Origin of the sequence: Microbacterium sp. K27 (genome assembly GCF_004794435.1) — a bacterium.
Lineage (GTDB): Bacteria > Actinomycetota > Actinomycetes > Actinomycetales > Microbacteriaceae > Microbacterium > Microbacterium maritypicum_A.
The window spans coordinates 36,016-49,942 of the sequence record NZ_SSDK01000046.1; the positions used below are offsets into that span (position 1 = coordinate 36,016).

At 68.0% G+C, this 13,927-nt stretch carries 14 protein-coding genes; 6 read left to right on the forward strand and 8 right to left on the reverse strand.

What is annotated here, in order from left to right:
• Positions 1-3: 3 nt before the first annotated feature.
• The 4 genes from hisH to DW307_RS15895 are packed head-to-tail and all read right to left on the reverse strand — an operon-like array spanning position 4 to position 2,770.
• On the reverse strand, positions 4-639 hold the full coding sequence (gene hisH / locus DW307_RS15880) for an imidazole glycerol phosphate synthase subunit HisH (protein WP_021199778.1): 636 nt from the start codon (positions 637-639) through the stop codon (positions 4-6).
• Positions 636-1,253 carry an imidazoleglycerol-phosphate dehydratase HisB gene (gene hisB / locus DW307_RS15885; protein WP_021199779.1) on the reverse strand — a complete coding sequence of 206 codons (618 nt, stop codon included), beginning with the start codon at positions 1,251-1,253 and terminating at the stop codon, positions 636-638. The genes hisH and hisB overlap by 4 nt, the downstream gene beginning before the upstream one ends.
• Positions 1,250-2,344 carry a histidinol-phosphate transaminase gene (locus tag DW307_RS15890; protein ID WP_029260603.1) on the reverse strand — a complete coding sequence of 365 codons (1,095 nt, stop codon included), beginning with the start codon at positions 2,342-2,344 and terminating at the stop codon, positions 1,250-1,252. The genes hisB and DW307_RS15890 overlap by 4 nt, the downstream gene beginning before the upstream one ends.
• A gap of 57 nt (positions 2,345-2,401) precedes the next feature.
• On the reverse strand, positions 2,402-2,770 hold the full coding sequence (locus DW307_RS15895; protein ID WP_021199781.1) for a LysM peptidoglycan-binding domain-containing protein: 369 nt from the start codon (positions 2,768-2,770) through the stop codon (positions 2,402-2,404).
• 289 nt (positions 2,771-3,059) lie between these two features.
• Between DW307_RS15895 and lexA the strand changes: the two genes are divergently transcribed.
• Positions 3,060-3,746 (forward strand): transcriptional repressor LexA, encoded by a 687-nt coding sequence (gene lexA / locus DW307_RS15900; protein WP_021199782.1) that lies wholly within the window; start codon positions 3,060-3,062, stop codon positions 3,744-3,746.
• A gap of 93 nt (positions 3,747-3,839) precedes the next feature.
• Positions 3,840-5,708, forward strand: a complete 1,869-nt coding sequence (locus DW307_RS15905) for a S9 family peptidase (protein ID WP_136025196.1) — start codon at positions 3,840-3,842, stop codon at positions 5,706-5,708.
• A gap of 56 nt (positions 5,709-5,764) precedes the next feature.
• On the opposite strand, the gene smpB is transcribed toward DW307_RS15905, so the two are convergent.
• From smpB to ftsE, 3 genes are all read right to left on the reverse strand, one after another.
• Positions 5,765-6,241, reverse strand: a complete 477-nt coding sequence (smpB, locus tag DW307_RS15910; RefSeq protein WP_021199784.1) for an SsrA-binding protein SmpB — start codon at positions 6,239-6,241, stop codon at positions 5,765-5,767.
• Positions 6,242-6,304: 63 nt separating this feature from the next.
• Positions 6,305-7,219: a permease-like cell division protein FtsX gene (ftsX, locus tag DW307_RS15915; protein ID WP_029260601.1), complete on the reverse strand. Its 915-nt coding sequence runs from the start codon at positions 7,217-7,219 to the stop codon at positions 6,305-6,307.
• Positions 7,216-8,349: a cell division ATP-binding protein FtsE gene (gene ftsE, locus DW307_RS15920; protein ID WP_021199786.1), complete on the reverse strand. Its 1,134-nt coding sequence runs from the start codon at positions 8,347-8,349 to the stop codon at positions 7,216-7,218. Before ftsE ends, ftsX begins: the two co-directional genes overlap by 4 nt.
• A gap of 184 nt (positions 8,350-8,533) precedes the next feature.
• Between ftsE and DW307_RS15925 the strand changes: the two genes are divergently transcribed.
• Complete coding sequence (locus DW307_RS15925) at positions 8,534-9,541, forward strand: DUF2510 domain-containing protein (protein ID WP_029260600.1); 1,008 nt, start codon at positions 8,534-8,536, stop codon at positions 9,539-9,541.
• Between the two features lie 198 nt (positions 9,542-9,739).
• Positions 9,740-10,801, forward strand: coding sequence for a DUF2510 domain-containing protein (locus DW307_RS15930; protein WP_136025197.1), 1,062 nt, complete (start codon positions 9,740-9,742; stop codon positions 10,799-10,801).
• A 54-nt stretch (positions 10,802-10,855) separates the two neighbouring features.
• Here the strand turns inward: DW307_RS15930 and prfB are convergent, their stop codons facing one another.
• Positions 10,856-11,965, reverse strand: coding sequence for a peptide chain release factor 2 (prfB, locus tag DW307_RS15935; protein WP_029260598.1), 1,110 nt, complete (start codon positions 11,963-11,965; stop codon positions 10,856-10,858).
• Positions 11,966-12,086: 121 nt separating this feature from the next.
• Here prfB and DW307_RS15940 point away from each other — a divergent pair, with 121 nt between their 5' ends.
• Positions 12,087-13,346: an MFS transporter gene (locus tag DW307_RS15940; protein WP_029260597.1), complete on the forward strand. Its 1,260-nt coding sequence runs from the start codon at positions 12,087-12,089 to the stop codon at positions 13,344-13,346.
• On the forward strand, positions 13,343-13,903 hold the full coding sequence (locus DW307_RS15945; protein ID WP_051667890.1) for an NUDIX hydrolase: 561 nt from the start codon (positions 13,343-13,345) through the stop codon (positions 13,901-13,903). Before DW307_RS15940 ends, DW307_RS15945 begins: the two co-directional genes overlap by 4 nt.
• The last annotated feature ends 24 nt before the right edge of the window (positions 13,904-13,927 follow it).

Below are 13,927 nucleotides of genomic sequence, written 5' to 3' on the forward strand. Positions count from 1 at the left end.
ACGTCAGAGGCTTCCGACCCAGTTGCGCAGCAGCTGGATGCCGGCTTCCCCGGACTTCTCCGGGTGGAACTGCGTCGCCGAGAGCGGCCCGTTCTCGACGGCGGCGAGGAACGGGTCGCCGTACGTCGTCCAGGTCAAAACGGGCTCGGGGAACGGCGGGATGACGTCGAGTTCCCAGGACTGCGCGGCGTAGGAGTGCACGAAGTAGAAGCGCTCCTGCTCGATGCCTCGGAAGAGCACGCTGTCGGCACCGGGCTCGACCGTGTTCCAGCCCATGTGCGGCAGCACCGGGGCATTGAGCTCGGTGACCGCGCCGGGCCACTCGCCGAGCCCTTCGGTGTCGTGACCGCGCTCGACGCCGTGCTCGAAGAGGACCTGCATCCCGACGCAGATCCCGAGGACCGGACGGCCGCCGGCGAGACGGCGATCGATGATCTCGTCCCCTCCGTGGGCGCGCAGGGCATCGCGGACGGCCTGGAACGCCCCGACACCGGGAACGACGAGTCCATCCGCCTCGAGAGCGGTGGCGCGGTCGCGCGTCAGCACGGCATCCGCGCCGGCGGCGACGAGCGCCTTCACCGCCGAGTGGACGTTGCCCGACTCGTAGTCGAACACCGCGACCCGGGGCGCTGCGCTCACAGCGCACCCTTCGTGGACGGGATCCCGTCGACGAGCGGATCCAGAGCCTTGGCCTCGCGGAACGCGCGGGCGAACGCCTTGTACTCCGCCTCGGCGATGTGGTGCGGATCACGCCCGCCGAGCACACGCACGTGCACGGTCAGACCGGCATTGAAACTGATGGCCTCGAATGAGTGACGCACCAGCGAACCGGTGAAGTGCCCGCCGATGAGGTGGTGTTCGAAGCCTTCAGGCTCTCCCGTGTGCACGAGATACGGACGACCGGAGATGTCGACGACCGCCTGCGCCAGTGCCTCGTCGAGGGGAACGAGCGCGTCGCCGTAACGGGAGATCCCGGACTTGTCCCCGAGAGCTTCGAGAATGGCTTGGCCGAGCACGATCGAGACGTCTTCCACCGTGTGGTGCGCGTCGATGTGCGTGTCGCCGGAAGCTCGCACCGTGAGGTCGGTCAGCGAATGCTTCGCGAAGGCGGTGAGCATGTGGTCGAAGAACGGCACAGACGTGTCGATACGGCTCGCCCCGGTGCCGTCGAGGTTCAGCTCGAGCTCGACGGTGGACTCCGACGTGCTGCGCACACGGTTCGCGGTGCGCGGGGTCAGTGCGGGGGTGCTCATGAAGCCGATCCTATCGAGGCCAGCGCCTCGAGGAACGCGGTGGTCTCGGCCTCCGTGCCCGCGCTGACCCTGAGGTGTCCGGGGATGCCGACATCGCGCACGAGCACGCCGCGGTCGTACAGCTGCTGCCAGGTGGCCCGCGGGTCGGCGACGCCGCCGAACAGGACGAAGTTCGACCACGATTCGTGCGGCTGGTATCCGAGCGCTTCGAGGGTCGCCGTGATCCGATCGCGCTGCTCGACGATCTCCTCCACCATCGCGAGCATCACGTCGGCGTTGCGCAGGGCCGCTATCGCCGCCGCCTGGGTGAGAGCGCTCAGGTGATAAGGCAGACGCACCAGGCGCAACGCGTCGATGAAGGCGGGGTCGGCAGCGAGGTACCCGACCCGGGCCCCGGCGAAGGCGAAGGCCTTGCTCATGGTGCGCGAGACGGCGAGACGCGGGCGCCCGTCGAGCAGGGTCAGGGCGGAGATCGCATCGCGCGGCGCGAACTCCTGGTACGCCTCATCCACGATCACGATGCCACGGGCCGCGTCGTACACGGCTTCGATCACGTCCAGCCCGAGCGGCGTGCCGGTGGGGTTGTTGGGAGAACAGAGGATGACCACATCGGGATCGGCGGCCCGCACCTGCTCGGCAGCCTCGTCCGGGGTGATCGTGTAGTCGGGCTGACGCGTGCCGGCGATCCAGCGTGCTCCCGTCCCCTGGGCGATGAGCGGGTACATCGAATACGTCGGCGCGAAACCGAACGCCGTGCGCCCGGGACCTCCGAAAGCCTGGAGGATGTGCTGGAGAACCTCGTTCGAGCCGTTGCCGGCCCAGATCTGCTCCGGCGTGAGCCCGTGCCCCAGGTACTCCGCGAACGACTCGCGGAGCGTCGTGAACTCCCGGTCCGGATAGCGGTTGACGTCGCGGATCGCGACGGCGATGTCGTCGAGGATGTCGCTCGCCACCGCGTCGGGGATCGGATGCGTGTTCTCGTTCACGTTGAGCGCGATCGGGAGCGGCGCTTGCGGAGCACCGTATGGCGTCAATCCGCGAAGATCGTCACGTAGCGGGAGATCGTTGAGGGAGAGGGTCACCCTTCCCATGTTAAGCGGCGCCTTGCCTCGATGACGCAAAGTTGCTGCTGTGCTGCCGCCGCCGGATCAGTTCACGTACTGGGCCGGGATGGCGAGCGTCTGGCCGATCTGGAGTTCTCCACCGCGCAGCAGGTTCATCCGGCTGATCTCACCGATGACGTCGCGCGGGTCGGCATCGGGAGCGACGCTGGTGGCGATCGACCAGAGGGTGTCTCCCGGCATGACGGTCACGGTCTCGACGCTGACGGCGGCCGAATCTGCTCCCGAAGCGATCGCGCTGCCACCGCTGAGCGCCGCGAAGGCGATACCGATCGCGAGCGGGACCGAGGCGAAGGCCAGCAGCACGGCGCGGCCACGCGTCGTCAGTCGGAGTCGCGTCGTGGGACGGGTCGACGCCGGAATGACTGCTGCGGTGCTGAAGCTGATGCTGCTCATGTGGTGCTCCTTAGCCTGTCCCGGAGCGGTGAGGCCGCCGGGGAAGTTGGCGTAGCGTTCGCATTCTCGTCTCGGCCGGGAGCCGTGAATGCGAAGCTACGTACCGAAGATATCTTCGAGTTCGAACATCTGTCAAGTATTCTTCGAAACCGAATCCGGAAATGAGCCGACACGCTCGAACAGATCTTCCAGATCGGCCCGTTTCTCGGATACGGTTTCGATAAGGACACCCCACCACGGGCCTCCGACATTCGAAGAGGGACGTCGGATCACGCACTGAAGGAGCACCATGAGCGAGAACTCTGCCCCCGAGTCGGAGGCACCGCGCACGCGCCGCCGGAAGAGCCTCAGCCCGAAGCAGATGGCGATCCTAGAGGTCATCCAGAACTCGATCGCGCACCACGGCTACCCGCCGAGCATGCGCGAGATCGGCGACGCCGTCGGTCTCAAGTCCCTCTCCAGCGTCACCCACCAGCTCGGGCAGTTGGAGCTCAGCGGCTATCTGCGTCGCGACCCCGGGAAGACCCGCGCCATGGAAGTGCTCATCGACCTGCCGGGGGCCAGCACCGAGAACCCCGCCGACGTGGCGACCCCGGTCGGCGATGCGGCACTCGTCCCCCTCGTCGGACGAATCGCCGCGGGTGTGCCGATCACCGCCGACCAGCAGGTCGAGGAGATCTTCCCGCTCCCCCGCCAGCTGGTGGGCAAGGGCGACCTGTTCATGCTCAAGGTCTCCGGCGAGTCGATGATCGACGCCGCCATCTGCGACGGCGACTGGGTCGTCGTCCGTTCGCAGAACAGCGCCGAGAACGGCGAGATCGTCGCGGCGATGCTCGACGGCGAGGCCACCGTCAAGGTGCTGCGCCGTCGCGACGGCCACACGTGGCTGCTCCCGCGCAACTCGGCGTTCGAGCCCATCCTGGGCGATGAAGCCGTGATCCTCGGCAAGATCGTGGCGGTGCTCCGCGCGGTCTGAGACGAGAGCACGACGAAGGCCCTCCCGGTTCCCTGGAGGGCCTTCGTGTGCGCCCCGCGTGACGCTCGTGCCAGCGCCCCATAGGCTCGAAGCATGACGTCGTCCCCCTACGGTTCCTGGCCTTCGCCTTTCTCCGCGGCATCAGTCGCGGCGTCCTCTCCTCGCATCGACGGCGCCCGCTTCGTCGGCACGGAGATCTGGTGGGGTGAGTCGGTGCCGTCCGAGAAGGGACGGGTGACGGTACGGAGTTCCACGGGCGCCGAGGTCCTCCCCGCGCCCTGGAACGCCCGCTCCCGCGTGCACGAATACGGTGGTGGCGCCTGGACGGCGGACGATCGGGGGACGCTCTACTTCGTCGACGCCTCAGACCAGCGGGTGCGCCGCCTGACCCCCGACGGGGATCTCGTCACGCTCACCGCTGCCGGTCCCGCGCACGGAGGTCTGCGCATGCAGGACGGACGTCTGCTCGCCGTGCGCGAAGACCTCTCGACCACCCCGCACCTCCGCGCGATCGTCGAGATCCCGCTCGACGGCTCCGCCGCAGAAGACGAGTCCGCGGTCAGCGTGATCGTGCAGGGCGAGGGGTTCTTCGCCCACCCCGCATTCTCCCCTGACGGGACCCGCGCCGCGTGGGTCGCCTGGGAACGGGGGAAGATGCCGTGGGAGAGCGCGCGCGTGCAGATCGCCGAGGTCGACGGAGGCCTCCCGCGGACGATCCCCTCGCGAGCGGCGCTGCAGCCCGAGTGGCTCAGCGACACGGAACTGGTCTTCGCCGACGTCGCCGATGACCGCTGGACACTCCACCGCATCGCCATCGACGGGGTGACGCCTTCCGGATCCCCGCGGCCGCTGGCCCCGTCCGATGCCGACACGGGCTACGGGCTCTGGGTGCTCGGCAACCGCTGGTATCAGCCGTTGGAGGACGGCCGCATCGTCGCCGTCCGCACGAACGGGCGCGACGACGTCGTCGTGATCGACACCGGAGGGGGCGAGAGCATCATCGAGTTCCCCGGCGACGGTCATGTGAGCGTCGATGCGGTCCACGGCACCCGGGTGCTGCTCTCCGGCAACGGTTCCCGGGTGGCGGCGGGGCTCTGGTGCGTCGATATCGAGTCGGGGGAGGTCGTCGCCGTGCGCGGCGGGGAGCCCGTCGATCCGCGCTGGATGCCGGCGTCGATGTCGATCGAGATCGACGGTCCGCACGGCGCCGTGCACGCATTCGCCTATCCGCCGGCGAACCCCGACGAGGAGGCCCCCGACGACGAGCTCCCGCCCTACGTCGTGCTGGTCCACGGCGGACCGACGGCGCATGTGACCGGGGCAGCCTCGGCAGCGATCGCCTTCTACACGAGCCGCGGGATCGGCGTGCTCGACGTGAACTACGGGGGCTCCACCGGCTATGGTCGTGCCTATCGCGAACGCTTGGACGGCCAGTGGGGTGTCGTCGACGTCGACGACGTGATCGCGGCGGCGCGGGGCCTGGCTGCCTCCGGGCTCGCCGACCCCGACCGCCTGGCCATCCGCGGCGGATCGGCAGGCGGCTGGACCGTGCTGTCGGCACTGGTACGAGGCGGAGCCTTCGCCGCGGGGATCAGCCGCTACGGCGTCGCCGACCTGCGCATGCTGGCCGCGGAGACTCATGACTTCGAGGCATCGTACATCGACGGTCTGGTGGGCCCGCTGCCCGAGTACGAGCATCTGTACGTCGAGCGTTCACCGCTCACGCACACAGATCGCATCACTGTCCCCGTCCTGCTTCTGCAGGGCGGCGAGGACCGCGTCGTCCCTCCATCCCAGTCCGAGGCGATCCGCGATGCTCTGGCAGAGCGCGGCATCGAGCACGAGTACGTCCTCTATCCCACCGAGGGACATGGTTTCCGGAGCGCGGAGACCATCGTCGACTCCCTCGACCGCGAGCTGGCGTTCCTCGGCCGCGTCTTCGGCTTCCACCCGCGCCCGTGACGGGCTGTCGACTCGTCACGGCAGTGCCGTGAGGGTCGGGGCCTGAGAGCCCGGGGCTACTCTCCCACGCGATTGCGCAGACGCATGGCACGGTCGGCCTCACGGGTGTCCTGACGCTCGCGCAGGGTCTGCCGCTTGTCGTATTCGCGCTTGCCCTTCGCCAGGGCGATCTCGACCTTGGCACGACCGTCGGAGAAGTACAGCTTCAGCGGGATGAGGGTGTATCCCCCGGCCGAGACGGCGTGCGCGATCTTGGCGATCTCCTCGCGATGGAGGAGCAGCTTGCGGATGCGTTTGGCCGAGTGGTTCGTCCAGTGCCCCTGCGAGTACTCGGGGATGTGCACGGAATCGAGGAAGACCTCGTTCCCCTTCACGAACGCATAGCCGTCACTGAGGTTGGCGCGACCCTGACGCAGCGACTTGACCTCGGTGCCGGTGAGCACCATCCCCGCTTCGTACGACTTCTCGATCGTGTAGTCGTGACGTGCGCGACGATTGGTCGCGACGACCTTCTCTCCGCGTTCCCTGGGCATGATGCTCTCCTGTTGCCGTGATGAGCTCGATCGATCGTTCCGACCGAGCAGCCTTTCAGGCTATCAGGTACGCAGCCAGCGTCGGATCGCGAAGCCGGCGGAGAGCGCGGCGAGGATCACGCCGATCCCGATCAGCACGGGAACCACGAGAGCCGCGTCCTGCATCGTGACCCATGTGGTGATGAACGGCACCCTCCCCCGCAGGTAGCCGTTGACCCCGAAGTGCATACCGGCGACGACGGCGGCGCTGGCCAGAGCCGAGCCGAGGAAGGCGGCGAACACGCCCTCGAGGACGAACGGCGTCTGGATGAAGCGGTTCGAGGCTCCGACCAAGCGCATGATGCCGATCTCCTTGCGCCTCGCATACGCGGACAATCGGATGGTCGTGCCGATCAGTAGGGTCGCCGCGATGAGCATGAGCACGGCGATTCCCACCGCGATGTAGGTCGCGACCGTCAACGCGGAGAACAACGGCTCGAGATACTGCAGCTGGTCCTTGACCTGCTCGACCCCGGCCTGTCCGCTGAAGGCCTCGGCGAGCACCTGCGACTGACCAGGATCCTTCATCGTGACGAAGAACACCTCGAACGCCTGGTCGGGCGAGAGCACGCTCGCCTGGTCCGCGCCGAGCTGGTCGACGAGCTTGGCGTACGTCTCTTCCTTCGTATCGAAGGTCATGGAGCTGATGAGCGGCTTGAGCGCGTCACCCTCGAGCTGAGCCCGGACGGAGGCGACCTGCTCCTCGCTCGCCGCGCCGTCGAGGCACGTCTCGGATTCCGAGACCGCCGAACACATGTACACCGCCACCTGGGCACGTTCGGCCCAGTACCCGCGCATGACCCCGATCTGCCCCTGCATGAGGATCGCGGCGCCCACGAACGTCAAGGAGACGAAGGTGACGAGCACGACGGAGATCACCATCGAGATGTTCCGCCGCAGGCCGCCCAGGGCTTCGGTCAGGATGAGTCCGATTCTCATGAGGTCGGGCCCACTTCCTCGTCGTCTTCATCGGAGAGTCCGAGGCGATCGGCGACGCCGAGCTCGGCGACGTCCACCGTCGGCAGAGCGATCGGATGGGTACGCGGCCGGATCACCGTCGGAGGTTCCACGACAGCACGAGGCTCCGCGACAGCAGGGGTCTCCGCGACAGCAGGAGGCTCCACGACTCCGGCCGCGGCGCCGGTCTCCGGGGAATGCACCGGCTCCGGAGGTTCGACCGTGCGCGGGGCCGGGGGAACCACGGTCTCTCCCTCGCGGTCGACGGAGGACGCGGCCGCCTTGCGCTGAGTGCTGAGCTCCTCGGCCAGCGCGGCACGCACCACCGAGAGATCGGCTGTCTGACGCTGCACCTCCTGGACCGCGGTGAGAGCAGCCGCCGCCGCCGCTCCGCGCACCTCCTCCGGGACGAGGCGCGGGATGTTGGAGGTGTCGCCGTATCCGCCGTGCACCTCGTCGCGCACCATCTCCCCGTCACGCAGCTCGATCACTCGGCGCTGCATCTGGTCGACGAATCCGGCTTCGTGCGTGGCCATCAACACAGTGGTGCCGCCGGCGTTGATGCGAGCGAGCAGCTGCATGATGTCGACCGACGTCGCGGGGTCGAGGTTTCCGGTCGGCTCGTCGGCGAGCAGAACCTGGGGACGGTTGACGAGGGCTCGCGCGATGGCGACCCGCTGCTGCTCTCCACCCGAGAGCTCGTGGGGCATCCGCTTCTGTTTGCCGTCGAGACCCACGAGGGCGAGAGCCTCCGGAACCGCCTGCTGGATGAAGCCGCGCGACGAACCGGTCACCTGAAGCGTGAACGCGACGTTCTGGTAGACCGTCTTCGAAGGCAGCAACCGGAAGTCCTGGAAGACCGACCCGATGTGGCGGCGGAAGTAAGGTACCTTCCGGTTCGCGAGCGCGCGCAGGTCTCTGCCGAGCACCGCGACCCGCCCCGACGTCGGGACGTCTTCGCGCAGAATAAGGCGCAGACAGGAGGACTTGCCGGAACCCGAGGCTCCGACGAGGAAGACGAACTCCCCGCGTTGCACCTCGAAGTCGACTCCGGAGAGGGCGGGCTTCGACGTCCCGCGGTAGCGTTTCGTGACGTTCTCGAACCGAATCATGGCGCTACGAGCCTACGTGCGGGCTGTCGCCTGGCCGCGAGCGACACCCCGCACGGCGCTTCCGCCCTCAGGGCCGGATGGGGAGAGCTCCCCATCGGCGACCCGGTGGCGCGTCGCCTCCCACTGCTATACATGAAGATGTCGGCTGCAGGAAGCAGCTGCCGAGTTCTTTCAAGGGGGAGCCATGACAACGCCCGCAGGATGGTACGACGACGGATCGGGTCGACAGCGCTGGTGGGACGGCCAGCAGTGGACCGAGCACTTCGCCCCGGAGGCCGCGGACGCCGCGGTCGATCCCGACGCGCACGCCGGGTCCTCGGAACAGGCCGGGTCCTCGGCATCGTCGATCGACGACACCGTGATCCGTGCATCCGACGACACCGCGACCACACCCCCGTCGCCGGACGCGACCGCACCGACGACTCCCCTGAGCGACGACCTCGGCGCCTACTCCGCACCAGCCGCTCCGGCCGCTCCAGCCGCCCCGGCGGAGGTTCCGACGCCGTCGGCCGACGTCTACCCCGGCACCGCACCGGCGTACTCCGGCAGCACGACGGGGTATCCGGCTGCAGCCCCGTACGGGCAGCCTGCCGTCGAGGAACCGAAGAAGCTCTCGATCCTCGGACTCGTGGGGCTCGGGCTCGGGGTGCTCGGCACCATCCTGGTCTTCATCCCGGTGATCGGATTCTTCGGCTTCATCCTGCTCGGCGCGGGATTCATCGTGTCGCTCATCTCGCTGTTCCTCAAGGGGAAGAAGTGGCCGGGCATCGCCGGACTCATCCTGGCGGTCGTCGGGACGATCATCGGCATCGTGATGTCGTTCGTCTACCTCTTCGCCTTCGCGCAGGGAGTGAGCGAGGAGATCGACAAGCTGCCCACCTCTTCTCCGTCGATCGAGGCCACCGCGCCGAGCGATACCGACGGCTCCGAAGGAACGGATGTCGGAGTTCGTCCGACCGCTCCTGAGGTCGCGCAAGGTCTGACGGCCATTCTCGCCTCGTCGGGTGCAGAGGGGTACACCGAGGCTCAGATCACCTGCCTCGCCGACCTCTTCGTCGCCTCCGACCTCGACAATGCGACGCTGCGCACGATCGCCGACAGCGACGGCACCCTCACCGACACCGATGCCCTGTACGGTGTCGCCGAGGTGCTCGGCGACACCGATGCGATCACCGGGTGCTTGGTGCCCTGACCCGTCCCCAATGGGCCAAGAAGGCCTCGGGAGCACCGTGCTCCCGAGGCCTTCTTCACGTGATCGTCTTCTCATTCGACACAGACCCCGCAGCGCCGCTACCGTCGTCACTGACGGCCGAGCCCCTGTGGAGAGGCCAGCGTGGCGAGACGACCTCACCGCGCATCCGCCGACCGAGAAAGACGCACGGAACGCCTGATGACAACACCTGCCGGCTGGTACGACGACGGCTCCGGAAACCGACGGTGGTGGGACGGACTGCAGTGGACGGAGCACGTCGTCACCGGGCAACACGCACCCGCCACCGAGACGACCGCAGCCGAGACGACCGCAGCCGCGTCGACCCCCGCCGGGTCGACTCCGGAACCGGCCGCACCTGTCGTTCCCTCCGCCGACGCCGAGCAGGCGCCCTTCGTCCCGCCATACACGCTCGCCGGCCAGACGTTCTCTCCATCGGCTGCCGCAGCACCCCAGACCAGCACGACCTCCGCGCCCTATGGAGGGTATCCGGCGGCCACGTGGCCGGTGACTCCTTCTCCGCAGCCTGCGGCCGGAGTGCCGGTGGTGGGCATCTTCGGCCTGGTCGCCGTCATCGTCGGCGTCGTCAGTGCCTGCATTCCCGCGATCGCGATCGCCGGATGGGCCCTTCTCGCGGTCGGGTTCGTGATGTCGCTCATCTCCCTGTTCCTCCGCGGAAGGAAGTGGCCGGGGATCACCGGTCTCGTCATCACCGTGGTCGGTGCGATCCTCGCTGCCGCTGTGTCCTTCCTGGTGGCCGCGACGACCTCGTCGCCGGATACCGACGGCACGTCGTTCGGCACTCCCAGCGAACGGCCGACGGATGGCGGCACCGCCACCGAGAGCCAGGACCCCTCGTCGATCGAGGGTGCCGAGATGGTGCCCTTCGCCGACCTCGAAGTGGGCGACTGCCTGCCATTGGTCGAGTACGGCGAAGACGAATTGGTGTTCGAGCTGCCCGTGGTTCCCTGTGAGCAACCGCATACCGACGAGGTCTTCTTCATCTACGACGTCGAGGACGGCGAATTCCCCGGCGACGACGTGCTGAACGAAAGTGCGTGGAACGGCTGTTATGAGGCGTTCGAGGCGTATGTCGGCAGATCCTACGAGGCTTCCGAACTCGACTTCTACAACTACCAGCCGACGAAGGCGACCTGGATCCGGGAGAACGACCGCACCGTGCAGTGCATCCTCTTCAGCTACGAGGATGTGACCGGGACCCTCCGCGACTCCGGGCGCTGAACGCGCGCGCGCAGCAAGAAGGCCCCGGATCGCTCCGGGGCCTTCTTCGTGGACTCAGTCCTCGATCTTGCGCTTACGCCAACGGATGCCCGCGGAGATGAAGTCGTCGAGATCGCCGTCGAAGACGGCCGCAGGGTTGCCGGACTCCTGACCCGTGCGGAGGTCTTTCACCAGCTGCTGGCCGTAGAGGAAGTAGGAGCGCATCTGGTCGCCCCAGCTCGCGGTGATGTTGCCCGCGAGCTCCTTCTTCTTCGCCGCCTCCTGCTCCTTCTGCAACAGCAGCAATCGGGTCTGCAGCACGCGCATCGCTGCGGCGCGGTTCTGGATCTGCGACTTCTCGTTCTGCATGGAGACGACGATGCCGGTCGGGAGGTGGGTGAGGCGCACGGCCGAGTCGGTCGTGTTGACCGACTGCCCACCGGGACCGGAGGAGCGGAAGACGTCGACGCGGATATCGCTCTCCGGGATGTCGACCTCGGTGGCCTCCTCCATCAGCGGGATGACCTCGACGGCGGCGAACGACGTCTGGCGCTTGTCGGCCGAGCCGAACGGGCTGATGCGCGCGAGGCGATGCGTTCCGGCCTCGACCGAGATGGTGCCGAAGGCGTAGGGCGCGTCGATCTCGAAGGTCGCCGACTTGATGCCCGCGCCCTCTGCGTAGGACGTGTCCATGACCTTGACCGGGTACTTGTGCCGTTCCGCCCAGCGCAGGTACATGCGCATCAGCATCTCGGCGAAATCGGTGGCGTCGTCGCCGCCCGCGCCGGAGCGGATCGTGATGATCGCGGATCGCTCGTCGTATTCGCCGTCGAGCAGCGTCTGCACCTCGAGCTGGTTGATCAGGTCGGTGAGGGCGGCGAGTTCGGCACGAGCCTCCTGTGCGGAGTCCTCATCGCCCATCTCGTTCGCGAGCCCGACGAGCACCTCGAGGTCGTCGAGACGCTGAGCGATGCCGGTAATGCGGGCGAGCTCGGACTGACGGTGGCTGAGTGCGCTGGTCACCTTCTGCGCGTTCTCGGTGTCGTCCCAGAGGTCGGGGGCGCCGGCCTCCTCGCTGAGACGCGCGATGTCGTCGCGGAGACGGGAGACATCGACGACCTCGCTGATGTCGCCGAAGGTGTGCCTGAGCGCCTGGATTTCGGCGGAGAGATCTAGTTCGAGCATGACACCTCAGCCTAACGTGCCGCCTGCCCGCGCGGGGACCCCGTCGTCCGAGATCCCTGGTCGAGCGGAGTAGCGTGAAGCTGTGAGCAGTGCATCGACGGTCCTTCGGCAATTCGGACCCATGGTGTACCTGCCGACGATCCTCTTCGCACTCGGCGAGGGAGCCGTGATCCCGCTGATCCCGGTGCTCGCCGCGTCCATGGGCGCAGACGTGGCGTTCGCGGCACTCGTGGCCTCCGCGCTCGTCATCGGGCAGCTGTGCGGGAATCTCCCCGCCGGATGGGCAGTGGGCAAGGTCGGCGAGAGATACACGATGGTGATCGCCGGCGTGATCGCGATCGTCGCCGGGATCGGGATGGTGTTCGCGCCGTCGCTGGGCGTGCTGGCGGCATCCGTGTTCCTCCTCGGGATCTGCGCGGCGGCCTTCGGTCTCGCCCGGCACGCCTTCATGACCACTCGGGTGCCGGTCGCCTTCCGCGCGCGCTCCCTCTCCCTTCTCGGCGGCAGCTTCCGCCTCGGCATCTTCATCGGACCGTTCGTGGCCGCAGGACTCCTGCAGCTGTTCGGGAGTGAGAGCGCGGCGATCTGGTTCTTCCTCGCCTGTCTCGTGGTCATGGTGGTGCTGGTGCTCTTCGGGCCCGACCCGGAGAAGATGATCCCTCCCGTTCCGGCGAGCGCCCACGAGCGCTATCTGGAAGACTCCGGCGAGGCGGTGAGCGGGTCGATCCCGACAGTCGAACGCCTGGGCATCTTCCAGACGATGTGGCGCCAGCGGGCGGTGCTCGGACGCCTCGGACTCGCCGCCGCGTCGCTCTCCGCCGTGCGCTCGGCTCGTCAGGTCGTGCTGCCGCTCTGGGGACTGTCGCTGGGATTGGACGCCTCGACCATCGCCCTCGTCGTCGGTGTCTCCGGGGCCATCGACTTCGCCCTGTTCTACGCGAGCGGGCAGGTGATGGATCGCTTCGGTCGACTGTGGGCGGCGATGCCCGCGATGGTGCTGATGGGAGCCGGCTTCCTCGCGCTGTCCTTCACGCACGACGTCGATGCGGCGGTGCTGTGGTTCGGCATGTTCGCCGCGGTCCTCGGTGTCGGCAACGGCCTGTCGAGCGGGATCCTGCTGACCCTGGGCGCCGACGTCGCGCCGAAGCGCGAACCCGCGGCCTTCCTCGGTTCCTGGCGCACGCTCACCGACGCGGGCGGGGCGATCGCTCCGCTACTGGTCTCGGCCATCACCGCTGTCGCCGCCCTGCCGTTCGCGGCGGCCGCGATGGGTGTGGTCGGTCTGGTCGGCGCCCTCGGCTTCCTGCGCTGGATCCCGCAGTTCGTCCCTCGCGAGCGACCGGAAGCCGACGACGACTCCTCCGAAGGAGAGCAGGAATGATCTCGATTCTGGAAGCGGACGCCCACCGCCTGATCTCGGCCTTCGCTCCCCGATCGGAGCGCGACCGCGCCGCGCAGGCCGACTTCGCCTCGTTCTTCGGGGCCGACGGAGGCCCGGTGCATCGTGAGTCGGGCCCGGATCACCTCACCGCGTCATGTGTCGTGTTCGATGTGTCGCTCGAGCACACGCTGCTCGTCTTCCATCGCAAGGGGCAGTTCTGGGTGCAGCCGGGAGGTCACGTCGAGGACGGAGACGATTCGGTCCTGAGCGGTGCATTGCGCGAACTGCGTGAGGAGACGGGTATCGCGGTGGACCCGGCGGCCGCACCTCTCGCCTACGATCTCGACCATCACGGACTTTCGTCCCGCTTCGGCTCCTGCGCCTCGCACCTCGACGTCGGGATCGCCGTGGTCGTCGACCGCGACGCTGCGCTCACGGTGAGCGAGGAATCGGAAGACCTGCGCTGGTGGCCGGTCGACGCGCTGCCGGCCGAGGTGCCGCCGCAGCTCGTTCCTCGACTCGACGGACTGCTCGCGCAGCTGCGCGCCCCACGCTGATCCCCAGGGTCCTGTCACCGCAGG

Bases quoted from the DNA above. Each gene is read 5' to 3' on its own strand.
- hisB (WP_021199779.1), bottom strand. From the start codon at position 1,253: ATGAGCACCCCCGCACTGACCCCGCGCACCGCGAACCGTGTGCGCAGC.
- DW307_RS15890 (WP_029260603.1), bottom strand. From the start codon at position 2,344: ATGGGAAGGGTGACCCTCTCCCTCAACGATCTCCCGCTACGTGACGAT.
- DW307_RS15895 (WP_021199781.1), bottom strand. From the start codon at position 2,770: ATGAGCAGCATCAGCTTCAGCACCGCAGCAGTCATTCCGGCGTCGACC.
- lexA (WP_021199782.1), top strand. From the start codon at position 3,060: ATGAGCGAGAACTCTGCCCCCGAGTCGGAGGCACCGCGCACGCGCCGC.
- DW307_RS15905 (WP_136025196.1), top strand. From the start codon at position 3,840: ATGACGTCGTCCCCCTACGGTTCCTGGCCTTCGCCTTTCTCCGCGGCA.
- smpB (WP_021199784.1), bottom strand. From the start codon at position 6,241: ATGCCCAGGGAACGCGGAGAGAAGGTCGTCGCGACCAATCGTCGCGCA.
- ftsX (WP_029260601.1), bottom strand. From the start codon at position 7,219: ATGAGAATCGGACTCATCCTGACCGAAGCCCTGGGCGGCCTGCGGCGG.
- ftsE (WP_021199786.1), bottom strand. From the start codon at position 8,349: ATGATTCGGTTCGAGAACGTCACGAAACGCTACCGCGGGACGTCGAAG.
- DW307_RS15925 (WP_029260600.1), top strand. From the start codon at position 8,534: ATGACAACGCCCGCAGGATGGTACGACGACGGATCGGGTCGACAGCGC.
- DW307_RS15930 (WP_136025197.1), top strand. From the start codon at position 9,740: ATGACAACACCTGCCGGCTGGTACGACGACGGCTCCGGAAACCGACGG.
- prfB (WP_029260598.1), bottom strand. From the start codon at position 11,965: ATGCTCGAACTAGATCTCTCCGCCGAAATCCAGGCGCTCAGGCACACC.
- DW307_RS15940 (WP_029260597.1), top strand. From the start codon at position 12,087: ATGGTGTACCTGCCGACGATCCTCTTCGCACTCGGCGAGGGAGCCGTG.
- DW307_RS15945 (WP_051667890.1), top strand. From the start codon at position 13,343: ATGATCTCGATTCTGGAAGCGGACGCCCACCGCCTGATCTCGGCCTTC.